Annotated in this window: 21 protein-coding genes; 7 read left to right on the forward strand and 14 right to left on the reverse strand. The window is 52.3% G+C overall.

Annotation, left to right across the window (positions count from 1 at the left end; translation table 11 throughout):
• Window positions 1-67: 67 nt before the first annotated feature.
• Window positions 68-1684 (reverse strand): peptide ABC transporter substrate-binding protein, encoded by a 1617-nt coding sequence (locus OI69_RS13375; protein ID WP_039351338.1) that lies wholly within the window; start codon window positions 1682-1684, stop codon window positions 68-70.
• Between the two features lie 153 nt (window positions 1685-1837).
• Between OI69_RS13375 and mpaA the strand changes: the two genes are divergently transcribed.
• Together mpaA and tpx are read left to right on the forward strand one after the other, a co-directional pair.
• Window positions 1838-2557: a murein tripeptide amidase MpaA gene (mpaA, locus tag OI69_RS13380; protein WP_039351399.1), complete on the forward strand. Its 720-nt coding sequence runs from the start codon at window positions 1838-1840 to the stop codon at window positions 2555-2557.
• Window positions 2558-2636: 79 nt separating this feature from the next.
• A complete protein-coding gene (gene tpx / locus OI69_RS13385; RefSeq protein WP_039351341.1) occupies window positions 2637-3140 on the forward strand; it encodes a thiol peroxidase in 504 nt (167 codons plus the stop codon).
• 123 nt (window positions 3141-3263) lie between these two features.
• Here the strand turns inward: tpx and OI69_RS13390 are convergent, their stop codons facing one another.
• From OI69_RS13390 to pspA, 12 genes are all read right to left on the reverse strand, one after another.
• Entirely contained in the window at window positions 3264-3668 is a 405-nt protein-coding gene (locus OI69_RS13390) for a hypothetical protein (protein ID WP_039351345.1), read from the reverse strand.
• The gene (locus OI69_RS13395; RefSeq protein ID WP_154715555.1) at window positions 3661-4971 is read right to left on the reverse strand and encodes a phosphatase PAP2/dual specificity phosphatase family protein; all 1311 of its coding nucleotides are present in this window, start codon (window positions 4969-4971) and stop codon (window positions 3661-3663) included. The genes OI69_RS13390 and OI69_RS13395 overlap by 8 nt, the downstream gene beginning before the upstream one ends.
• On the reverse strand, window positions 4964-6727 hold the full coding sequence (locus OI69_RS13400) for a bifunctional alpha/beta hydrolase/class I SAM-dependent methyltransferase (protein WP_039351347.1): 1764 nt from the start codon (window positions 6725-6727) through the stop codon (window positions 4964-4966). Before OI69_RS13400 ends, OI69_RS13395 begins: the two co-directional genes overlap by 8 nt.
• The gene (locus OI69_RS13405) at window positions 6724-7356 is read right to left on the reverse strand and encodes a lysophospholipid acyltransferase family protein (protein ID WP_039351350.1); all 633 of its coding nucleotides are present in this window, start codon (window positions 7354-7356) and stop codon (window positions 6724-6726) included. The genes OI69_RS13400 and OI69_RS13405 overlap by 4 nt, the downstream gene beginning before the upstream one ends.
• Window positions 7357-7372: 16 nt before the next feature.
• Window positions 7373-8302: a phosphatidate cytidylyltransferase gene (locus OI69_RS13410; RefSeq protein WP_039351353.1), complete on the reverse strand. Its 930-nt coding sequence runs from the start codon at window positions 8300-8302 to the stop codon at window positions 7373-7375.
• Window positions 8295-8897, reverse strand: coding sequence for a CDP-alcohol phosphatidyltransferase family protein (locus OI69_RS13415; RefSeq protein WP_039351356.1), 603 nt, complete (start codon window positions 8895-8897; stop codon window positions 8295-8297). The genes OI69_RS13410 and OI69_RS13415 overlap by 8 nt, the downstream gene beginning before the upstream one ends.
• 147 nt (window positions 8898-9044) lie before the next feature.
• Window positions 9045-10613 carry a transcriptional regulator TyrR gene (gene tyrR / locus OI69_RS13420; RefSeq protein ID WP_039351359.1) on the reverse strand — a complete coding sequence of 523 codons (1569 nt, stop codon included), beginning with the start codon at window positions 10611-10613 and terminating at the stop codon, window positions 9045-9047.
• 262 nt (window positions 10614-10875) lie between these two features.
• Window positions 10876-11919 (reverse strand): YcjF family protein, encoded by a 1044-nt coding sequence (locus OI69_RS13425; protein ID WP_039351362.1) that lies wholly within the window; start codon window positions 11917-11919, stop codon window positions 10876-10878.
• Window positions 11916-13313: a YcjX family GTP-binding protein gene (locus OI69_RS13430; RefSeq protein ID WP_039351366.1), complete on the reverse strand. Its 1398-nt coding sequence runs from the start codon at window positions 13311-13313 to the stop codon at window positions 11916-11918. The genes OI69_RS13425 and OI69_RS13430 overlap by 4 nt, the downstream gene beginning before the upstream one ends.
• Window positions 13314-13514: 201 nt before the next feature.
• The gene (pspC, locus tag OI69_RS13435) at window positions 13515-13880 is read right to left on the reverse strand and encodes an envelope stress response membrane protein PspC (protein WP_039351369.1); all 366 of its coding nucleotides are present in this window, start codon (window positions 13878-13880) and stop codon (window positions 13515-13517) included.
• Window positions 13880-14104 (reverse strand): envelope stress response membrane protein PspB, encoded by a 225-nt coding sequence (gene pspB, locus OI69_RS13440; RefSeq protein WP_011093546.1) that lies wholly within the window; start codon window positions 14102-14104, stop codon window positions 13880-13882. Before pspB ends, pspC begins: the two co-directional genes overlap by 1 nt.
• An 83-nt stretch (window positions 14105-14187) precedes the next feature.
• Window positions 14188-14853, reverse strand: coding sequence for a phage shock protein PspA (gene pspA / locus OI69_RS13445; RefSeq protein WP_039351372.1), 666 nt, complete (start codon window positions 14851-14853; stop codon window positions 14188-14190).
• Window positions 14854-15078: 225 nt separating this feature from the next.
• Between pspA and pspF the strand changes: the two genes are divergently transcribed.
• A complete protein-coding gene (gene pspF / locus OI69_RS13450; RefSeq protein ID WP_039351376.1) occupies window positions 15079-16065 on the forward strand; it encodes a phage shock protein operon transcriptional activator in 987 nt (328 codons plus the stop codon).
• A 70-nt stretch (window positions 16066-16135) separates the two neighbouring features.
• Here the strand turns inward: pspF and OI69_RS13455 are convergent, their stop codons facing one another.
• Window positions 16136-17653 carry a cellulase family glycosylhydrolase gene (locus OI69_RS13455; RefSeq protein ID WP_039351378.1) on the reverse strand — a complete coding sequence of 506 codons (1518 nt, stop codon included), beginning with the start codon at window positions 17651-17653 and terminating at the stop codon, window positions 16136-16138.
• A gap of 539 nt (window positions 17654-18192) precedes the next feature.
• On the opposite strand from OI69_RS13455, the gene sapA reads away from it, so the two are divergent.
• The 4 genes from sapA to OI69_RS13475 all read left to right on the forward strand — a co-directional run.
• Window positions 18193-19881: an ABC transporter substrate-binding protein SapA gene (gene sapA / locus OI69_RS13460; protein WP_039351380.1), complete on the forward strand. Its 1689-nt coding sequence runs from the start codon at window positions 18193-18195 to the stop codon at window positions 19879-19881.
• Complete coding sequence (sapB, locus tag OI69_RS13465) at window positions 19878-20843, forward strand: putrescine export ABC transporter permease SapB (RefSeq protein ID WP_039351383.1); 966 nt, start codon at window positions 19878-19880, stop codon at window positions 20841-20843. The genes sapA and sapB overlap by 4 nt, the downstream gene beginning before the upstream one ends.
• On the forward strand, window positions 20830-21720 hold the full coding sequence (gene sapC / locus OI69_RS13470; protein WP_039351386.1) for a putrescine export ABC transporter permease SapC: 891 nt from the start codon (window positions 20830-20832) through the stop codon (window positions 21718-21720). Before sapB ends, sapC begins: the two co-directional genes overlap by 14 nt.
• Window positions 21721-21736: 16 nt before the next feature.
• Window positions 21737-21926, forward strand: a 190-nt coding sequence (locus tag OI69_RS13475; protein WP_039351390.1) for an ATP-binding cassette domain-containing protein, incomplete at its 3' end; no start/stop codon positions are given.

The raw sequence follows: 21926 nt of genomic DNA on the forward strand, positions 1-21926 counted from the left end.
TCTACGCTCTGTCAGCCGGAATGACCATGATAACGACGCCGGTTTTATCGCCACATTCCCACGGTACTTAATGTTTTTCGATGTAGAGCATGTGGCTATAGGCCACGTCTTCAGGGTTAGTAATGGGATAGCCTTTCACCCACGGCTTGATCAGACGTCCGTTAGTATATTGATAGATAGGTGCAATCGGTGCCTCATCCATCAGTATCTGCTCTGCCCGGTTGTAATCTGCATTCAGCGCCTGCGGATTGGTCTGATTACCCGCTTCATCCAATACACGATCGTAATTCGCGTTTTTAAAACGCGCGATATTACCACTGTGGTGCGATGTCAGCAGTGAAAGAAAGGTCGAGGGTTCATTGTAGTCACCCACCCAAGAGGCTCGCACCACGTCAAAATTGCCGCTGTTACGGCTATCGATATAGGTTTGCCACTCTTGATTAGATAAGCGAACCTCTACCCCCAGTGTTTTCTTCCACATTGACGCTACCGCAATCGCGATCTTCTGGTGGCTTTCGGAGGTGTTGTACAACAGTGATAATTTCAGTGGGTTATTAGGGCCGTAGCCTGCGGCCGCCATCAGTGCTTTTGCCTGTGCGTCTAACTCATCCTGAGAATATTGCTGCAACAGGCTTTCCGTCGGTTTGAAGCCCGCGGTGACATCTGGCGTAAAGTGCCAGGCTGGTTTTTCCCCTGTCCCCAATACTTTTTCGGCAATCACTTTACGGTCAATGGCATAAGACAACGCTTTCCGTACCCGGACATCATTGGTCGGCGCACGCTGGGTGTTAAACGCATAGTAATAAGTGCCAAGCTGATCGGGTGTATAAACCTGACCGGGTAAGTCTTTTAGCAGTTTTGGGTACAGGTTTTTAGGAAATGACTCCGTGATATCGATATCTCCAGACAAATAGCGCTTTGTCGCGTTCGATTCCTGATTGATCGGAACAAAGGTCACTTTTGTCAGGCGCGTATTGGCGTTATCCCAATAATATTGATTCTGCGTGAGTACCAGTTTCTCATTAACGACGCGCTGATCCAGTTTAAACGCCCCGTTGCCGATCAAATTCCCTGGTTTCGTCCAATCGTTCCCGAATTTTTCTACCGTGGCCTGATGCACCGGAAACAGACTAAAATTTGCCGTCAGGCTAACGAAATAGGGAACAGGTTTGCTGAGTTGTACTTTCAAGGTGTGGTCATTAACGGCCGTCACACCAAGCTGATCAACCGGCATTTTGCCAGCGAGAATCTGTTCCGCGTTTTGAATCCCTGCGAGCCGGGCGAACCAGGCGAATGGCGAACTGTTTTCGGGCGTGACCAGACGACGCCAACTGTAGACAAAATCGTTGGCCGTTACAGGGTCACCGTTAGACCAACGGGCATTATTACGCAGGGTAAAGATAAACGTGCGGTTATCGGTCGTCTGCCAGCGCAGCGCCACACCAGGAGTGATATTCCCCTTAGCATCTTGATTCACCAGCCCTTCAAACAGATCGCGCGACACCTGCGCTTCCGGCAGGCCCACCGCTTTTATCGGATCGAGAGAAGCTGGTTCATCTTTAATGTGGCGAACGATCTCTTGTTTTTCAGCCAGAACCGTTCCCGCCGGAACCTGCGCCGCGACGGCATTACCCGCCATGGCCGCCATCAACGCGGCATAAAATACAGAATACCCATAGTGCATGATGATTTGATCCGAAAGCATAATGAATTGATTAAACAATATAATAGTCAGAAATCGCCGCAGTCATCCAGCAATACACGGGCTATTTCGCGGTTTGCGTCTCAGAGCCGATTTTTTTATGATGAAACGCATAGGTCACTACAGGACGATATTATGGAAAGTACCATCACGCCTCTTCTGGCTCGCCAGCAGCGCGGTAATCTGCCTTCGCTGGGTGAACCTTATGGGAAATCGCTGCTGGGCGCGCCGCTACTGTATTTCCCCGCCGAATTAGCGCCATCGGAAAGTGGGCTGATTATTGCCGGAACACACGGAGATGAAACCGCCGCGGTTGTGGCGCTTTCCTGCGCGCTTCGTACCCTTTTTTCAGGCCAGCGCCGCCATCATGTGATTCTTGCGGTAAACCCGGATGGCTGTCAATTGGGCTTGCGTGCCAACGCCAACGGCGTCGATCTCAATCGTAATTTTCCGGCCAGTAACTGGCAGCCGGGAATAACGGCATACCGCTGGAACAGTGCCGCAGATGAACGCGATGTCGAGCTATCTACGGGGGAAACCGCGGGTTCAGAGCCGGAAACCCAGGCCCTTTGTGCACTGATTGAGAAACTTAATCCTCACTGGGTTGTCTCTTTTCATGAGCCTCTCGCCTGTATTGAAGATCCACAGCGTTCTGAACGGGGTCGATGGTTGGCACAACAGTGCGGGTTGCCGCTCGTTTCGAGTGTGGGTTACGACACACCTGGCTCTTTCGGAAGCTGGTGCGCCGATCGTTCGCTCCATTGCATCACCGCTGAACTTCCGCCGATCTCGGCAGATGCCGCCAGCGAATGCTACCTTGACGTAATGGTCGCGTTGCTAAGCCAGCAATTTTAATCATAATTTTTATACCAATGTTGCTAATGTTGCCCTAAACTGAGCAGCGTGTTAATTACCTGTAATTAAGGACGCAAACATGTCACAGACCGTACATTTTCAAGGCAATCCTGTGCCAGTAGCAGGGTCATTCCCAGCCAAAGGAAGCAAAGCCCCGGCATTTACTCTGGTGGCTAAGGATCTGTCCGATGCTTCACTCAGCAACTATGCTGGCAAACGCAAAATCCTAAACATCTTCCCAAGCATCGATACCGGTGTTTGTGCCGCGTCCGTGCGCAAATTCAACCAGTTGGGTTCTGAGCTGGATAACACCGTTGTTCTGTGTATCTCTTCCGACCTGCCGTTCGCACAGTCCCGTTTTTGCGGTGCTGAAGGTCTGAACAACGTCGTTGTGCTTTCCACGCTGCGTGGCGGTGAATTCAAGGAAAACTATGGCGTCGCTATCGCCGATGGCGCGCTGAAGGGCTTAACCGCTCGTGCGGTGGTCGTACTGGATGAAAACGACAACGTGCTGCATGGCGAACTGGTGAACGAAATCACCACTGAGCCAGACTATGACGCAGCACTAGCTGTTCTGAAATAAGCCACTCTCATTACCGATGTGAAACGGCTGCTCACGCAGCCGTTTTTTGTGGTCATCCTCAACCCCCCACCTCTGACGGCGGCGATTGTCCTTTTGGGGCTTTCACTCATGGTGGTTCATACCCTACCTAGTCAACCGCGTAATCGCTCGGTAAAGGGTCGAGCACAATGAAGCGAACCACAACGCCATAAGTGAGAACATCGCACGATAAAACAGATCTCTCGTCCCACGCCAGCGCTCAGCCAGCGTGCGAGTGTTGCACGTTTTTTTTCCCCACAAATACGCCATTCCGTTATCAAACTTACTGAGATCATTTTCATTATCAAGTAGTTGAAATAATTTTTCATCCAACCAGAGACGCCAGCAGTAATAATGCGTAAGCAAAAAAAGCACCATCAAAATGACACAATCGATCGAGAAAAAAAGGGTAAATATCAGCCCCACCGGAGGTAGCGTCAGCGCCGCAAAATAGCGCCAGCTCGACAGATGGATTTGCATAATGCGATTTGTCATTGTGTTATCAGACATGGGACTCCTTGCTGAACGTCTCCAGAACCTGAAAATGGGCGGGGGTAAAAACAACCTGAGGACGCCGGGCTTTAATCAGCGCCACAGCTTGCTGCACGGATCCGGCATATCTTTCACTCAGTAACCAGGCGGCTACCACCGTTGCACTACGAGATAAGCCTAAAGCACAGCACACAAGTACGGTGTCATGTGACTGGCACAACTGACTGAGCCGGGTAACGGCAAGCCGAATATCCTGTACTTCCGGTGCCACTAAATCCATTAACGGATAAGCCTGCCAGCGCATGGTTTTGCGATTGCCTTTATGAAATTCAGCCGTCAGATCAAGTACAGCAACTTGATCTGGGATTTTATCCGGGAAGCGCCCCAACGCCACACCAGCATAAATTATGTGACTTCGGGGTATCCGTCTGGAAAACCAGGCTTTAGAAAGCCACGCTCCGGCTAAATACGGGAACAAAAACCCGCGCGCAGAGAGGGATAAGTCGCCCTGGTCGTTTTTCTGGAATACCGACACGCCTAGCCCGGCATAGCCCGCCGCCACCATCAGCAAGGCGGCAGAAGGCCACAGCAAGATTACGCCGTATGGAATGCACAACCCCGCCAGTAAAAACAAACCGCTTCCGGCACTGTATTTAACCGCGAGCCGCAATGCGTGTGATGACGGACGACGCCAACGCCAATGGCCTTCAATCGGAATCGCGTAGCTGATTATTACACCGACGACGATCCCGCTGAGAACATCGATAAAATGGTGCTGCCAGGTGGTGAGCACTGAAACGGCAATCAGTAAAAACCATGCACCTGACACCCGTCTTGCGCCCTTGCCTAGATGCTGACGAAAACGCAGCCACAGCAGCCATGTCAGGATGACATGCAGTGAAGGAGCCTGATTGTAAGGCAAATCAAACTGCTCAAGCTGCTGAAATAGCCAGCCAAACATGCCCTGTATTTCCGGGCGAACAAAAGTGAATTTCAGAGGAAAAAGCAGGAATCCCGCACAGGCGATCAGTGATGCGGCAAGCAGTCGGCAACCATGGCGGGTCAGTTCCTGTTTTGACATGCAGATCAATAGCGACATGCCGTAAAGCAGATCGATGCTCCAGTAAGGCACGATGGTCCACGACATAAACGGAATCGCATACTCCCAGCCAAAGACCAGGCTTCCCACATCGTTGCGTGTAGCAGTGAACTGATTCACCTGACCATAGCTTAAGAAAAACAGCGGCCCCAACAGCACCAGCCAGCACAGCCCTTGCTTCCAGAGAGTGTATTTGTTTTGTGTGAGCAAGGACTCAGCCATGCGGCTTTCTCACGGCCAGCGAGACAGTAAAAATACCAAATTCATCAATCACCTGATGGCATTTTTCAAAGCCCGCCTGCTCCACCAGCGTGTCCATCTCTTTCTGAGTGCGCACACGCATCATCCACGGAATACCGTTTTGGTGGCTGGTTAACGTATACGCGATGGTCTTTAGCTGCGGATGCCACGGTTGTCCGGTATAGACCAGTACACCGCCTGGCGGCATCGCCGCAGCCAGCCCGGCAAGCGACGTTTTGATTAACTCGTTATCCGGGAAGAGTTCATACAGCCCGGAAACAATGCCCAGCGTCGGGGCCGGTTCAAGTGTAGAAAGAGAATCATAGTCAAAGGCATTACCCTTTTTGAACCGCGCAACGTGGCCTAATCCGCGCTCGTCAATCATGGCCTGGCCTTTTTCCACATTTAATTCGCTGTAATCACGCAGCAATATGCTTTCAATACCCGGATGTTTTTCCAGCGCGTCGAGAACATAGCGTCCGTGCCCGGCCGCAATATCTACCACGCGTACCGACATACCACGCGCTTTCAACGTTGTGACCGCCTGTTCAATGACATGCTGGATATTAATTTTTCGTATCCGAATGCCCTTCCAGCCGATGCTGTTGAGGTAGTGCTTATCAAGCATCCGTCCCAGCACTCCCTTGCCTTCGGGGTAATTACGGTACACATAATCCAGTGTGCTACCGGAATCAAAACCCGTCTCATAGCCCAGACGCATCCCTTTCGATAATCTACCCACCGTTTTCATACCATAGCTTAACGAGGAATAGGCCATCCCCTCCAGCGACCACGATGTTGGCGGAACCTGCAATTCACGATATGCGTCGGCACTAGGGCTCCATTGGTCTTCATGGCTATAATCGAACGTATAAGGTTGATCCGCATAGAGCTTGTCGATAAAGCACTTCATTTTATCGAAGGCAATGGCACGGTTTTTTTCACCCAACGTATCATGATAAAAGCCAGGTAAAATATGCTGCTCTTTTATGGCGCTGCGCAAACCAACGTAAAAATGTTTTTGTGGTTTCGCGTGCACAACAAAATCGTTACCGGAAATAAGCAACTGCGTGGGCAGTGTAATTGCAGAAGAGTCGGAAACAATGCGCTCGGCTGTTTTGTAGAGATCGAGCAAAATATTGACGGCAATCTGGCGCGTAATAAGTTTATCCTGCTCGAAACTTGCGATACGTTCAGGATCGTGGCTGAGGAATTTTCCTTTCACGTAGGAATTCACATAAAACAGCCCACGAATGCGTTGCATTAATCCCAGCCCGATGCGGGCAAACGGCACATAAAGTTTGACCTTAAAGGCCGGGGAAGCGAGTACCATCCCCCGAATTTTCGGCGCGTAGTCATGAACCCATGTGGATACCAGCACGGCACCCACGCTCTGCGCGATCACCACGATATCCTCAAGGCTGACTTGCGCATCCTGAGCCACGAAACGCACAAACTCATCAACGTCCAGAACCGAGCGAGCCAGACTCGGGCTGTAACCGCGCGCGCCCGGAGACTGGCCGTGCCCGCGTGCATCCCAAGCATAAAAATGCGTATCCGGCATAACCAACTCATCAACAATGTGTTGCAGACGCCCGGAATGTTCATGCCCGCGATGAAACAGCACGATCACTTTCTTACTGAAACCTTCCGTTGCAGGCCAGTAGCGAAAATAGAGCGACTCTCCATCGCTGGTTGAGAACGTGCTTTCCTGAAATACACGCGTTTCCTGACTCATGTTATTTTCCTTGTCGCTTGCTGTTGTAATGTAACAAATCGATTAAATAACGATTGTTTAAACGCGACCTTATCCGCATCGTAAAACAGAGGTTCGTCTATAAAGATATCGATGAAGAACGGAACAGGGATTTTTTGGCCTTTACCCATTGAGCGGTCCAGACCATGCATGTAAACAGGAATAATGGGCACATCTGGACACTGCTGGCTTAAATGCCAAATGCCGGATTTGATCTCCGAAAATTTACCTGGCTCGCCACGCGTTCCTTCCGGGAAGATAATCACAATTTTCTTTTCCGCCAGCGCATCGACGCAGGCTTGTAACGGATTCGACTGATGGGCTCCGCGATAAACAGGAATAATACCGATGACCTTCAGGGCGAACCATCCGATAGCTTTATTCCGCAGGAAATAATCCGCCGCCGCCACTGGCTGCACCTTAACCAGCGCTGAAAGCGGAAACAGCGTGAACAGCGTCAACACATCCAGATGGCTATTGTGATTCGCGACGATAATTGCCGGCCCTTCTGTGGGCAGCTTTTGACGCCCGGAAACGCGAACGCCCAGCCAAATCCAGACCACGGGATAAGCGATACATAGCGTAAAGATCCAGCGCAGCATACGGTTCATCGGCGTGCCTTATCATTTACAAGTAGAAATAGTAATAGAAGTGGAAAAACAACGGCGCGGTGTAAATGAGTGAATCCAGCCGGTCAAGAATACCGCCATGCCCCGGCAATAATCTCCCAGAGTCTTTCACGCCAAAATCGCGTTTAATCGCCGACATCACCACATCGCCACAGAATCCACTCAGCCCAATAATCACCCCCGCCCCCAGCGAATAGATCCAGTTCATCGGGGTCAGTAGCGGGCCGAAAAGCGCTGCCAGCAGCGTGGTGGTCAATGCACCACCTAATAATCCGGCCAGCGTTTTATTCGGGCTGACTTTCGGCGTAACCTTGATTTTCCCCAGCGATTTCCCCCACAGATATTGCGAAATATCGTTAAGCTCGGTAGCCGCCACCAGGAAAATAACCAGCAATGCGCCTGCTTTGGTATCAACACCTGGCAACGTCATCAGAAACGCAACATGGCTTAAGGCGAAAACCGTCGTCATCATGCCCCAGTGCATAACCGATGCAGAGTGTAAGAATCCTTTAGTATCGCCAACAAGAACCATCCGGGCAGGCAGGAATAAAAAGACATAAATAGGAATGAAGATAATAAACATCCCGTACCACGACATCCCCACCCAGAGATATTGCAGCGGGATCGCCGCATACATCCACAGCAACGGAATGCTATCGGAACGGCGGGTTGGTGCCAGCGTCAGATACTCCTTCAATGACAGAAAACTGATAAACCCGAAGAACGTCAGCGCCAGTCCTTTTGGCAACAGCATCGCCAGCGAAAACAGGCCAATAATCACCCACCAACTGTTAATCCGCTGCTGAAGCTCCAGCCAGTCACGCTCTGGGCGGCATTTTTTTAAAACAAAGATAATTACGGTTGCCAGCACTAAAATGCTGAAGATCCCGCCAAGGCAATAATACAAAGTGCGCAGAGAATCAGGCATTTTTGACCTCCAACGCGCTGCGGCAACGGTTGATAGCGGTCCATACCAGTAACACTGCCGAGGCACCAAACACAATATTGACAGCACCAATATATTGCGGCCAAAGTGCAATAAATAAGCCTAAAGCCCCCAGCACAAAAGCCCGATCGCTCTTACCCATCGGGCCAAGGTAATTTCGGCTGCCCGTCAGTACCTGAGTAATGACACCGCAAAATTCCGTCAGCCACGCCAGCAACACCACCAGGACAACCAGCCACGGCGAAACCCCTGTCAAAAAAGCAAACGCGAGGTAAAGCGCAGCATCAGCGATGATATCGCCGACTTCATTAAGAATGGCACCAAGTCTGGATTGCTGGTTAAATTCCCGGGCTAACATGCCGTCTATGGCATTCAGCGCCATACGGAAAAATAAAAAGATTGGTAGAGAGAGAAAGAAAAACGGCTCAGGAAAACACATCAGTACTCCGCCGAGCAGTACCGATGCCAGCATTGCCAGCAGCGTAATCTGGTTTGCCGTCGCCCCCATGGCATGAAGTCTGACAACAGTGGGTCGAAGCAAATTCTGAAACTTAGGTTTGATATCATACAAAGTCACATTACGGCTCCTGCCTTTTTTTTAATGAATCCATGTCAATGGTATCAAACTATCACGTCATCCCTTCGCGAATCAGATCAAAGTCCTGACAAGGAAATCAGGACGTTGCTATCAGTCTGACGGCTGTGCGAGCAGCCGTTTTGTTATTCACTCGTCGTCATCCCCCGCCGCCTTGCGCTGGCTGAGTCCATACTCTCGCAGTTTGTTGGCTATCGCCGTGTGCGATACTCCCAGCCTTTTTGCCAGCTTACGCGTGCTTGGATAGGATTGATAAAGGCGGGTCAGCACAGAGCGCTCAAAACGTTTGTTGATATCGTCCAACGAGCCATCAAGCAGCGTTTCATCTTGCGGAGCATCTATCGAAAAGGCAGGGAGTTCGATGTCCTGCATATGCAATTCGTTCCCTTCCAACTGGGTCAGCGCCCGATAAATGGCATTTCTTAACTGCCGAACGTTACCCGGCCAGCCGTACTGTGGCAGAAAATGTTCCACGTCTGCGGCCAATGTAGGACGCGCAATCCCTTGTTCGTCGGCAAAGCGTGCTACGAAAAGTTCAGCCAACGGCATAATGTCAGCCGGACGCTCGCGCAGTGGCGGTAGCATCAGCGTCAGGACATTGAGGCGATAATAAAGATCCTCGCGGAACTCACCGCGTTGTACCAGTTCCAGCAGGTTCTTCTTGGTTGCGCAAATCACCCGCACATCGACATGCACTTCATGATCTTCACCCACGCGGCGGAATGTTCCGTCATTCAGGAAACGCAGCAGTTTCGTCTGCATCTGTGCCGACATTTCACCGACTTCATCTAACAGAACCGAACCACCATTCGCCTGTTCAAAGAACCCTTTTTTGCCTTCCTGCGCATTAAGATACGCACCGGGCGCATGACCGAACAGTTCACTTTCCATCACATCATCAGGCAGTGCCGCACAATTCAGCGCCAGAAAAGGATTCTTGCCACGCGGCCCGCGCAGGTGACAGGCACGCGCCAGCATATCTTTGCCCGTTCCCGTATCGCCCACGATCAACAGCGGCGCGTCCAGCATCGCCAGCTTGCGAGCCTGTTCAACGACCTGACGCATTTTCGGGCTAACGGCAACGATGTGATCGAATTCATTTTCATCGTTCACGGCAAGGTTCTGTAACTGTCGGCCCATGCGCGCCGCCGATTTCAGCATCACCAACGCGCCCGTCGTTGCCACGTTACCATCATCATCTTCCAGACGAACTGGCGTCATTTCCAGTAAGAAATCCTGACCGCGAATCACCACGCGTTCCGCCACAACGGAATGGCTCTTCTCCAGCCAACTGGCAAAATTGAAGCCGGGGACCATGCTGGCAATCGTCAGTTCGCTGATAGTCTCTGCCGATTGTTCAAACAACGCCAGCGCAGCGGGGTTAAACAATTCAGGCTTCCCTTTCATATCCAGCGAAAATACAGGCTCAGGCATCGATTCCAGCAATGCGTTCAACGCGCGATGCTCGCGTTCAGATGGCATGAACGCCACGGTACGCACATCGCTAACACTTTCAATACGGCGGATTTCCGTCATTAGCAGACGGAAATCATCAAAACCGAGGGTGGCGAAATTGAGATAAATACGGCCAATGGGCGCAATTTCGATGCCGCGTAAATCAATATTGCGTGACGCCAGCAGATCCAATAGTTCACGGACCATACCAATGCGGTCTTCACAAATTACTTCCAGATGCATCAACGGCTACCTTCTTCAAGAGACACGATATGGCTATTGCTCCTGATAATACCCTTTCATGTGCATCGGATGAAGTAAAGTGGCAGCAAAAGTTGACACACCTGTACATTTTTTCTGCGTCAATTTTTTACCGAGAATCATAAAAACGCCCTGTTACAGAGAAATGAGGCGTTTTGCTCTTACGCACAATACGGTCATCGTGGCACTCACAGAATACGGTCTGCATTTCCTGCCGAACACGACGGCGCATACTGCCGCCCCCTTAGCGTCCCTTTTGCAACGTTTCTTTCACCTGTCCGATCAACTCGCGGCGGAAATCACCGAGGCGCGGTTTATCATCCAGCCACGGCAGCGGGCGGCACAGTTCCATCGCTTTAATACCGAGGCGGGCCGTCAGCAGCCCGGCACCAATACCCTGTGCGGCGCGAGTCGATAGCCGCGCCGCAAGATCCTGCGACATCCAGTCCATACCAATTTCCCGTACCAGTTCCGATGCGCCAGCAAACGCGATATTGACCAATACCAGACGGAACAGACGAATACGGCTGAAATAGCCGAGTTCGATGCCGTACAGCGCGGCAATACGATTAATCAGGCGTAGATTACGCCAGGCGATAAATGCCATATCCACTAGCGCCAGCGGGCTGACAGCGATCATCAAGGTCGATTCCGCCGCCGAGCGGCTGATTTCGCGTCGCGCCTGCGTGTCCAGTACCGGCTGAACCAAACGTGCATAAAGTTCCAGTACTTCACGATCGTTGTGGGTTTCGTGGAGTGAGGCCTGCCAGCGTTGTATCGCCGGATGGCCGCTATCCAACCCCGCCTGTCGCGCCAGTTTTTCACAGAAGTCACGCCCATGCCCGACACCGTGACTATGCAGCAGATCGCGCGCCACATCGCGCGCTTGCGCACGTTCCCGTAGGCGATAAAGGCGTCGCCATTCGACGGCCAGTGAACCGACGCCCGCCGCCACAATCAGGCTACCCGCAGTGATGCCGCCCAGCGCGATCCAATCCTGTTGTACCCAGGCGTTGTGTAGCGACTGCACGCCCTGCGCCAGTGCGCTGACGCCGAATAGCCCTATTCCCGCCATCACCATACGTCGCCACAGACTACGCTTCGGGCGCAGTGCCGCACTGATCGCCTCTTCCGCGACGCCTTCTTCCGGCACTTCTTCTTCGCGGCTGATGGGGGAAAATGGCGTGCCGTTCTGCTCATCAAACGCCAACCCGGCACGCAACTGTGGCTGCGGTTCCTGGGGTGAAACATCGTCGAACGTGACGCGTGGTTTTAATGGCTCGTTCATCGCAATTTATCCTTTAGCAGAAAGTCCATGACCGTATCCAAGCGGATGTGTGGCAACGGCGTGTCTACCGTCATTTCACGAGGACGAAATTGATCAAAATGGAAGCCCTGCGTTTGCCAGAATGCCGCCCCCGGCAACCGTGCAGGCACCTCACCGGGGTAGACCGTCAGCGGCTGGCCGTCACTGAGCCGATGTCCTTTCAGCGCCGGAATTTTTTGCCCCTGATGCTCGACCACCCCGCTCTGCGTTGACTGAATTGACGCAATGCCTTCACAGCGCATATCAATGCCTTCAAACGCGGCGTTCTGCCACGCCTCTTGCACCAGTTGCTGAAGCAAAGACACCAGGTTAGCGTGCTGATCGGCGGTAATGTGATCCGCTTTACTCGCGGCAAACATCAGTTTATCGATGCAGGGAGAGAACAAACGTCGAAACAGCGTGCGTTTCCCGTAGTGAAAACTTTGCATCAGTTGGGTCAGCGCCAGTCGCATATCGTTAAACGCATGGATACCGCTATTCAACGGTTGCAGACAGTCAACCAGCACAATCTGTCGGTCGAAGCGCACGAAGTGATCTTTATAAAATCCTTTGACGACCGACTGACAGTAATAATCAAAACGCTTACGCAGCATACCAATATTGGTTTTCTCATCCGCCTGCGCCAGTTTGGCTTCACCGATATGATTCACATTCGGCCAGGGGAAGAATTGCAGCACGGGCGCACCTGCCAGATCGCCCGGTAGCACAAACCGCCCCGGCTGAATAAAGTGCAGTCCTTCCTGCTTGCAGCGATGCAGATAGTCGGTATAAGCCAGCGCAACCTCGGCAAGCTGGTTTTCATCCGCCGGGGCCAGCGGATCGATTTTCTCACACAGCGCCAGCCACGGTTTCGCCCATTCGGTACGTCCCCCTTGTAGCAATCCGCTCATCTGCTGTGACCAACTCAAATAGGTTTGCTCCAGCAGCGGTAAATCCAGCAGCCACTCGCCGGGATAATCGACAATTTCCAGATAAAGCGTCGAGGTGTCTTTAAAGTGGCGCAACAGCGAATCTTTGGAGCGATAGCGTAACGCCAGACGAATCTCACTCACGCCACGCGTCGGTGTCGGCCAGTCCGGCGGCGAACCATACAGCGCCGCCATCCCTTCATCATAGGCAAAGCGCGGCACGCCGAGATCGCGCTGCGGTACGCGTTTCACGCCAAGCAAACGCTCTTCGCGTACGGGGGAAAACATCGGCAAATGTGCGCCGCTGTGGGTGTTTAATAATTGATTAACGAATGCGGTGATAAACGCGGTTTTGCCACTGCGGCTCAACCCGGTGACGGCAAGGCGCAGGTGGCGATCCACGCTGCGATTGACCAGTGAGTGAATTTCGTTTTGTAATCGACTCATTGAATGATCCATCACTCCTGTAGTTGAAAATGCATGTCGTTGAAAATGCATATGTAGTTGAAAATACAACCCGTTGAAAATGCGCATTCAGGCTACCGCATTGATTGCGGAGAAAAAAGCAGTGCAGACATTATCCACGCTCAAGCTGATGAATAATGTCTGCGGTGGCTATCACTGATGAATGTCACAATCGAGGACAAATTATAGGTGACGAAAGCGGTTCTGAACGCCAAACGTATCCGAGGTGACATAGCGTTCAATGTTACGCAAGCGTTGTTCGCTGGCCTGCAATGTCGCGTCGGCCTCATTCAGCAGTTGGCTGGGCGTTCGGCTCATTTTTTCATCCTCAAATCCCATTCCCGCCGGAGCCGGATCGAGCATAAAGGTCAGAATGATGTAAGCCACGATGGTGAAAAAGAACAGGCCGAAAAATATCGACAACACGGCAATCAGCCGAACGAGTTTCACTGGTACGTCAAAATAACGCGCTAACCCCGCACAAACGCCTTTCAGCATGCCCTCTTCCGGTAGCCGGTATAGCGTTTTACCTGACCATGTATTTTTCATTACGATTTTCTCCAGTCCGGGTGTTCTGCATCCAGAATATCTTCCAGTGCTCTGATACGCTCGCGCATACGGCTGGACTCTTCCGTTAAGCGTGTCAGACGTTGCATATCGTTTTGTCCTAGTTGAGCACTGTTTTTACGCTGACTGTAATGTAGCCAAAGCCATATCGGCGCCACAAACAACATGAAAATGGTCAGCGGAATGGCAAGAAACAACGCACTCATTGTGTCTCCTTAGTTATTATTCACACGCCTTATCGTGGCTGCCGTCTTCCAACGACAGCCCGTGCGATGACGTTTACGCTTTATTACTCTGCTGGCTTAACTTTAGCTTTGAGTGCCGCCAACTGCGCACTGATTTCATCGTCTGCTTTCAGCTCGGCAAACTGCTGATCCAGCGATTTTGGTTTCCCCAGGCCGTGGCTTTCAGCTTCTGCTTCCATGGTATCGATACGGCGTTCGAACTGATCGAAACGCGCCATCGCTTCATCCAGTTTACCGCTATCCAACTGGCGGCGCACATCACGCGACGATGCCGCAGCCTGATGACGCAGCGTTAGCGCCTGCTGGCGAGCGCGCGTTTCGCTTAATTTGTTTTCCAACTCGCCGATTTCACGCTTCATACGCTCCAGCGTTTCATCCACGCTTGCGGCTTCCTGCTGCAACAGTGCAATCAGGTCGGTCAGTTTTTGCTTCTCAATCAGTGCCGCACGAGCCAGATCGTCTTTATCTTTGCGCAGCGCCAGTTCGGCTTTTTCCTGCCACTGCTCTTGCTGACCATGTGCTTGTTCAATACGACGGGCAATCTGTTTCTTTTCTGCCAGCGCCCGCGCCGAGGTTGAACGCACTTCAACCAGCGTATCTTCCATTTCCTGAATCATTAGTCGCACCAATTTTTGCGGATCTTCAGCTTTATCCAGCAATGCATTGATGTTGGCGTTCACGATGTCGGCAAAACGAGAAAAAATACCCATAATTACATCCTCTTCATAATTTCCAGCGTCTGATTACGCCTGATTTATCACCGTGGCTAGCCAGGCCAGCCGCGATCTCACTATAGGTATATCAATAAGCATGCCAATATTTAATTTTATTTAACTAACTGAAAATTAAAGAATAGATATTTTTGACTATTTTTCCCTTTTGGTTAAATTAGTCAAATACACTAATAGTTAGTAAAAATCACACGGTAAAACATCATGCTTCAGGAAAAAGAGAATCTACTGGGCGAGGCCAACAGTTTTTTGGAGGTACTGGAACAGGTGTCGCAACTGGCGCAGTTGAATAAGCCCGTACTGGTGATCGGCGAACGCGGCACTGGTAAAGAGTTGATCGCCAGCCGCCTGCATTACCTTTCCCCACGTTGGCAAGGGCCGTTCGTTTCTCTCAACTGTGCGGCGCTCAACGAAAATCTGCTGGATTCCGAACTATTTGGTCACGAAGCGGGGGCGTTTACCGGGGCGCAGAAACGTCATCTTGGGCGTTTCGAGCGCGCCGACGGCGGCACGCTGTTTTTAGATGAACTCGCCACCGCACCGATGCTGGTGCAGGAAAAACTACTGCGGGTGATCGAATACGGCATGTTGGAACGCGTCGGTGGTCGGGATCAGCTACAGGTCGATGTACGGCTGGTGTGCGCGACCAATGACGATCTCCCCGCGCTGGCCGCCAGCGGTAAATTCCGTGCCGATTTGCTCGACAGGCTGGCTTTTGACGTTGTGCAGCTCCCACCACTGCGCGAACGTCAGCAGGACATTATGTTGCTGGCGGATCACTTTGCGATTCAGATGTGCCGCGAATTACATTTGCCGCTGTTTCCCGGTTTTACGCCCGCCGCACGCGAGGCGCTGCTGAATTACGGCTGGCCGGGCAATATTCGTGAGCTAAAAAATGTGGTGGAGCGCTCAGTGTATCGCCACGGCGACAGCGAACAGGCGCTTGATAATATCATTCTGAATCCCTTCAGCCGGACGACTGCCGTTGAGGAAAAACCACAGGCGGTATTGGGTCAGCCGGATTTACCGCTGGAAATGAAGCCGTGGCTGTTGGGACAAGAGAAAAGCTTGATCGAGCGAGCTTTGAATCAGGCAAAATTTAACCAGCGTAAAGCGGCGGAACTGCTGGGATTAACCTATCACCAGTTGCGTGGACTGCTGAAGAAACACGATATTGCGGTGAACGAATAACGTCTGAAAAGAAAAAGCGGGCGAATTAACGCCCGCAGAGTAAAGGGATCAATACGTTAACCGTGTGCTATTACGGCTCCGCGCCCCATACCAGCGTGCCTTTGTCATGCACGCTGATCTTATCCCAGTTGGTGTAGCTTGTAACATTCGCGCCGTATGAGTAGTCATTCGCTTCATTCACGTTGCTCCAGTCACCGGCGTGCATACGCACCTGCACCTCCCCCGTTTCCGCCCCCGGTTGAAGAGAGCCAGCGCCGCTACCGAATGTCACCAATACATAGCGATTCGCTCTATCGGTGCTGGCGGCTGGCGTCCCCGTGCTGGTCACGATGTTCTGAGCACCCACGTTCGCCCAGTCAACAAAAAGGTTCGCGCCAGGTTTACCATCATCATGGAAGTAGTAACGCACTTGCAGATCGCGCAGTGCAATCGGCGTATTTCCGGTATTTTTGATGTTGAAGGCCATGCGGATCGCATCATCGGAAGGATTATTATCTACGTTACGGTATTGCAGCACGATGTCACCGGTGGTGCCGCTACCGGGATTCGTCGGTTCTGTCGGCGTCGTTGGCGTATCGTCACCGCTCAAATCCGCGCCGGCGCGAATCTGCTCTCGGACAAATTTTCCTGATGCAGACAGATTTTGCTCCGTCCAACCGCCTGATTTGCTCGCCCCTGGAGCCAGCGCCGCTGACGCCTCTGACTTATCAGTCAGCGACCAGTTCACCCAGCTTACGCCACGATTGTTCAGGAAATCGATCCAGGTCTGCGATTCTGGCAGGAATGGCCCGCCCCCACCGGAGGCATCACTCGTCCCCCACTCGCTGACAAAAATCGCAGCCCCGCGGCTTTGGGCATAATCAATGCGATCGCGCAGGAACTGTCCGTGCGTACCGGCATAAAAATGCAGCGCATACAGGGTGTTCGGATCGGGCAGTGGGTTATCCGCCGCATCATGGATATCCTGACTCCAGGTGCCGGTGCCGACGATAATGATATTGTCAGGATCTTGACTACGGATAGTCTCCGTCACGTCCAGCGCATAAGGACGAATCTGTCCGTTCCATGTCACCCCGCCGTTCGGCTCATTAGCGATTTCATAAATCACATTCGGCGAGTTGCCATACAGACCAGCCATTTCGGCAAAGAAGGTTTTTGCCTGTGCTTTATAAATATTGGGATCGTTATCCGACAAGATGTGCCAGTCGATGATGATGTAGACGCCAAGGCTTTGCGCCGCCGCAACGGCCTCTTTTACCTTATTGGCAAGGGAGGGATTGGAAATATAGCCGTCAGACGACGTATACATAGCGACCCGGAAGACGTTAATTCCCCAGTCGTCACGCAGCCATTTCATCGAGTCCTTGTTGACAAAATCACCAAACCACTGCAAACCGTGCGAACTCATCCCGCGCAGTTGCACTCTTTTTCCCTGTTCATCCACCAGTTGACCGTTATCAATCGACAGTTGGCCATGCGTTTCCACCGGCGTGGCGGAGAATGCTGAGAAACTGAGCGACATACCCAGTGCCGCGGTTACCAGACCTAACGTCAATTTCCTGACGGTTTGATTCCTTTTCTTCCACATATTCCTTATCTCCATTGTGAACCCCCATGATCGTGGGTATAGGAATGATAAGGGAGATTTCCGCTCCCGAAAATAATTTAGGAAATATCTCAATCATATTGATTTTATTAATTATTTATAAATAAATAGAAAGCAGAATAAGCATATGGCGAGGACATATATAGCAGGCAAAAAAAAAGCCAGCACAACGGCTGGCTAAAATAATACTGGAAGCAATGTGAGCAATGTCGTGCTCTCCTTCAGTGCCTGCGAGAAGCTACTGCTGAAGTGCGAAAATGATGATAATAGTTATCAGTATCATCTGTAAAGCACTTTGTTGAGAATTTTTCTCATTTCCATGCTAATTATAGGGTTCCTGTCATCGTCATCCGCAGCAAAAATGCCGTTCAGAATCCGATTATTTCTGCTAATCCCCCCGCCACTGACACATCTGATGCCTCAAGCGGTTGGAAAGTCGCCAGACGCACACAACAAGAGTGGGGAGGATGCCAAGAGTGCGATACACTCTGTGTATACCCGTATTGACTGAAAAATCCCGTATGTTCGGAAAAACCTGTTTCGCACTGGCATTCACCTGTTTGGCATTGCCTGCACTGGCCGCTCCACCGTCTGTGGCAACGCCACCTGTTCCGCTGGAAAATATTCACCAGAGCGGTTTTGTCTATTGCGTCAATGATGTCCTGAACACCTTTAATCCGCAGATGGCACGCAGCGGGGTCACCATTGATACACTGGCGGCGCAGCTTTACGACCGCCTGCTCGATGTCGATCCCTATACTTATCGCCTGATGCCGGAGCTGGCACAGCGCTGGGAAGTGCTGGATAACGGTTCGACATATCGTTTCTACCTGCGCCATGATGTGCCATTTCAGCACACAGCCTGGTTCAGCCCCACCCGCAATATGAACGCTGACGATGTGATATTCAGCTTCCAGCGCATGCTAGACGAAAAGCACCCGTATCATGATGTCAACGGCGGCGACTATCCCTATTTCGACAGCCTGCAATTCGCCGATTCCGTGCAAAGTATTCGTAAAATAGGCGAGTATAGCGTTGAGATCCGCCTTAATAGCCCGGATGCCTCTTTCCTGTGGCATCTTGCCACGCATTACGCGCCGATTCTGTCTGCGGAATATGCGCAACGTCTGGAGCAAGAAGATAAAAAGGAACGGCTGGATCGCGAACCGGTCGGCACTGGCCCTTATATGCTCAATGAATACCGCAACGGGCAATATATCCGGCTGACGCGTAGCGCCAACTATTGGCGCGGCTTACCGCGCATGGCGCAGGTGGTTATCGATCTCGGTTCCGGTGGTACGGGGCGCTTATCCAAGCTGCTGACCGGCGAATGTGATGTGCTCGCCTATCCAGCCGCCAGCCAGTTGACGATCCTGCGTAACGACCCGCGCCTGCGCCTGTCGCTGCGCCCCGGTATGAACGTCGCCTATCTGGCCTTCAATGTGCGTAAACCGCCGCTGGACGATCGCCGTGTGCGGGAAGCCATCGCGCTGGCGATCAATAACGACAGGCTGATGCAGTCAATCTATTACGGCACCGCGGAAACGGCGGCGTCTATTCTGCCCCGCGCCTCATGGGCGTACGACAATCAATCACAAGTAACCGAATATAATCCGCAGAAGGCGCGGCAAATCTTGCAGGAACTGGGGCAGACTACTCTCAACCTGCGCCTGTGGGTCCCCAGCGCCTCGCAGTCCTACAACCCCAGCCCACTGAAAACGGCTGAGTTGATACAGGCCGATCTGGCGCAGATTGGCGTCACTGTGACCATCGTTCCGGTGGAAGGCCGCTTTCAGGAAGCACGCCTGATGGAACTCAGTCACGATTTAACGCTGGCAGGCTGGGCAACGGACAGTAATGACCCGGACAGTTTTTTCCGGCCATTGCTAAGCTGTGCGGCGATTCGTTCCCAGAGCAACTACGCGCACTGGTGCGATCCCACCTTTGATGAAGTGCTGCAAAACGCACTTTCATCACAGCAGCTTTCCAAGCGAATTGACTATTATCAGCAGGCACAGCGTATTCTGGCAGAGCAGTTACCCGTTCTCCCGCTGGCGTCGTCGTTGCGGCTGCTGGCCTACCGCTACGACATGAAAGGGTTAGTATTGAGTCCGTTCGGCAATGCCTCGTTCGCAGGTGTATTCCGCGAAACTCAACAGGCGCAGCAGAAGCCCTCTGCATCGGAAACCGTGGAGGAAGCACAGCCGTGATTATTTTTACCTTGCGACGTCTGGTATTGCTCATGGTGACACTGTCACTACTGACGCTGGTTGGCTTTAGCCTGAGCTATTACACACCCAATGCGCCGCTCAATGGCGCGGCGCTGTTTGATGCCTATCACTTTTACCTCTCCAGCCTGTTTCAGGGGGATTTCGGTCGCTCCAGCATTAACGGGCAGGCCATCAGCGAACTGCTGAAAGAAGTGTTCCCAGCCACGATCGAGCTTTGTCTGCTGGCGTTTGCACTCTCGCTGCTGGTTGGTATTCCACTGGGGATTACGGCGGGCGTGATGCAGAATCGCGGGGCGGATATCGTGATCAGCACGCTGGCGCTCATCGGCTTTTCTCTTCCGGTGTTCTGGCTGGCGCTGCTGTTGACGCTCTTCTTCTCACTGCATCTCGGCTGGTTACCCGTTTCAGGCCGTTTCGACCTGCTCTATCAGGTGAAAACCGTGACCGGCTTTGCCTTGATTGACGCCTGGCTGTCCGATTCGCCCCATCGTGGTGAAATGATCGTCAGCGCCATCCGCCATCTGATTCTGCCGATTACCGTGCTGGCCGTTGGGCCGACGACCGAAGTGGTCCGTCTGATGCGCCTCAGCACGACAGAGATTATCAGTAAAAATTACATTAAAGCAGCCGCAACCCGCGGGCTATCACGCTTTACGATCATTCGTCGCCATCTGATTCACAACGCGCTGCCGCCGATTATTCCCAAACTGGGATTACAATTTTCCACCATGCTGACGCTGACGATGATTACCGAAGTGGTTTTTAACTGGCCGGGTATCGGTCGCTGGTTGGTGAACGCCATTCGCCAGCAGGATTTCGCCGCAATTTCTGCGGGCGTCATGGTGGTCGGCGCGATGGTCATCACGGTCAATATCCTGTCTGATATCTGGGGCGCTATGGCAAATCCGTTGAAACATAAGGAATGGTATGCCCTACGATAACGTCTATAGCGAAAAGCGGTTGCCAAGCCGGTTGGGCGATACCTGGCGGGCATTCCATCAGGATATGCTGGCCATGATCGGACTGTTCGGTTTTCTGATCCTGATCGGCCTGTGCCTGTTCGGCAAATTTCTCGCACCTTATGAAGTTGATCAGCAATTTTTGGGCTATCAACTGCTGCCTCCTTCCTGGTCTCACTATGGCGAAGTCTCGTTCTTTCTTGGCACCGACGATTTAGGGCGTGATCAGTTAAGTCGACTGCTGAGCGGAGCGGCACCGACTGTCGGCGCGTCGCTCATCGTCACCTATGCCGCGGCGCTGTGCGGCATCGTGTTAGGGGTCTTTGCTGGCGTCACGCGCGGGCTGCGCTCTGCGATGCTCAATCATATTCTGGATACGCTGCTGTCGATTCCGTCGTTGTTGCTGGCTATTGTGATCATTGCTTTTATTGGCCCGAAGCTCGAACATGCGATGCTCGCCGTCTGGTTGGCACTGTTGCCGCGCATGGTGCGCACCATCTACAACGCCGTACACGATGAAATGGATAAAGAATACGTGATCGCCGCGCGTCTTGATGGGGCTTCCACGTTCTATCTGGTGTGGTACGTCGTGCTGCCAAACATCGCAGCACTGTTGGTTTCCGAATTTACCCGCGCGTTGTCGATTGCGATTCTGGATATCGCCGCGCTGGGCTTTCTCGATTTGGGCGCACAGTTGCCAACCACCGAATGGGGCGCCCTGCTCGGCAACTCGCTGGAACTGGTGTATGCCGCGCCCTGGACCGTGATGCTGCCCGGCGCGGCTATCGCGCTGAGCGTGTTAATCGTCAATCTGCTGGGCGACGGCATCCGCCGTGCGCTCGGCGCAGAAACGGAATAAGAGGCGACGACTCCCTATGCCATTACTTGATATCCGTAATCTGACGATTGAATTTCTGACTCCAGACGGTGCCGTAAAAGCCGTTGACCGCGTGAGTATGACGCTGAGCGAAGGGGAAATTCGCGGGTTGGTGGGCGAATCCGGTTCAGGTAAAAGCCTGATCGCCAAAGCCATCTGCGGGATCACCAAAGAGAACTGGCGGGTAA

It is taken from the genome of Pectobacterium fontis, from assembly GCF_000803215.1.
Taxonomy (GTDB): domain Bacteria; phylum Pseudomonadota; class Gammaproteobacteria; order Enterobacterales; family Enterobacteriaceae; genus Pectobacterium; species Pectobacterium fontis.

Bases quoted from the DNA above. Each gene is read 5' to 3' on its own strand.
- OI69_RS13375 (WP_039351338.1), bottom strand. From the start codon at position 1,684: ATGCACTATGGGTATTCTGTATTTTATGCCGCGTTGATGGCGGCCATG.
- mpaA (WP_039351399.1), top strand. From the start codon at position 1,838: ATGGAAAGTACCATCACGCCTCTTCTGGCTCGCCAGCAGCGCGGTAAT.
- tpx (WP_039351341.1), top strand. From the start codon at position 2,637: ATGTCACAGACCGTACATTTTCAAGGCAATCCTGTGCCAGTAGCAGGG.
- OI69_RS13390 (WP_039351345.1), bottom strand. From the start codon at position 3,668: ATGTCTGATAACACAATGACAAATCGCATTATGCAAATCCATCTGTCG.
- OI69_RS13395 (WP_154715555.1), bottom strand. From the start codon at position 4,971: ATGGCTGAGTCCTTGCTCACACAAAACAAATACACTCTCTGGAAGCAA.
- OI69_RS13400 (WP_039351347.1), bottom strand. From the start codon at position 6,727: ATGAGTCAGGAAACGCGTGTATTTCAGGAAAGCACGTTCTCAACCAGC.
- OI69_RS13405 (WP_039351350.1), bottom strand. From the start codon at position 7,356: ATGAACCGTATGCTGCGCTGGATCTTTACGCTATGTATCGCTTATCCC.
- OI69_RS13410 (WP_039351353.1), bottom strand. From the start codon at position 8,302: ATGCCTGATTCTCTGCGCACTTTGTATTATTGCCTTGGCGGGATCTTC.
- tyrR (WP_039351359.1), bottom strand. From the start codon at position 10,613: ATGCATCTGGAAGTAATTTGTGAAGACCGCATTGGTATGGTCCGTGAA.
- OI69_RS13425 (WP_039351362.1), bottom strand. From the start codon at position 11,919: ATGAACGAGCCATTAAAACCACGCGTCACGTTCGACGATGTTTCACCC.
- OI69_RS13430 (WP_039351366.1), bottom strand. From the start codon at position 13,313: ATGAGTCGATTACAAAACGAAATTCACTCACTGGTCAATCGCAGCGTG.
- pspC (WP_039351369.1), bottom strand. From the start codon at position 13,880: ATGAAAAATACATGGTCAGGTAAAACGCTATACCGGCTACCGGAAGAG.
- pspB (WP_011093546.1), bottom strand. From the start codon at position 14,104: ATGAGTGCGTTGTTTCTTGCCATTCCGCTGACCATTTTCATGTTGTTT.
- pspA (WP_039351372.1), bottom strand. From the start codon at position 14,853: ATGGGTATTTTTTCTCGTTTTGCCGACATCGTGAACGCCAACATCAAT.
- pspF (WP_039351376.1), top strand. From the start codon at position 15,079: ATGCTTCAGGAAAAAGAGAATCTACTGGGCGAGGCCAACAGTTTTTTG.
- OI69_RS13455 (WP_039351378.1), bottom strand. From the start codon at position 17,653: ATGTGGAAGAAAAGGAATCAAACCGTCAGGAAATTGACGTTAGGTCTG.
- sapA (WP_039351380.1), top strand. From the start codon at position 18,193: ATGTTCGGAAAAACCTGTTTCGCACTGGCATTCACCTGTTTGGCATTG.
- sapC (WP_039351386.1), top strand. From the start codon at position 20,830: ATGCCCTACGATAACGTCTATAGCGAAAAGCGGTTGCCAAGCCGGTTG.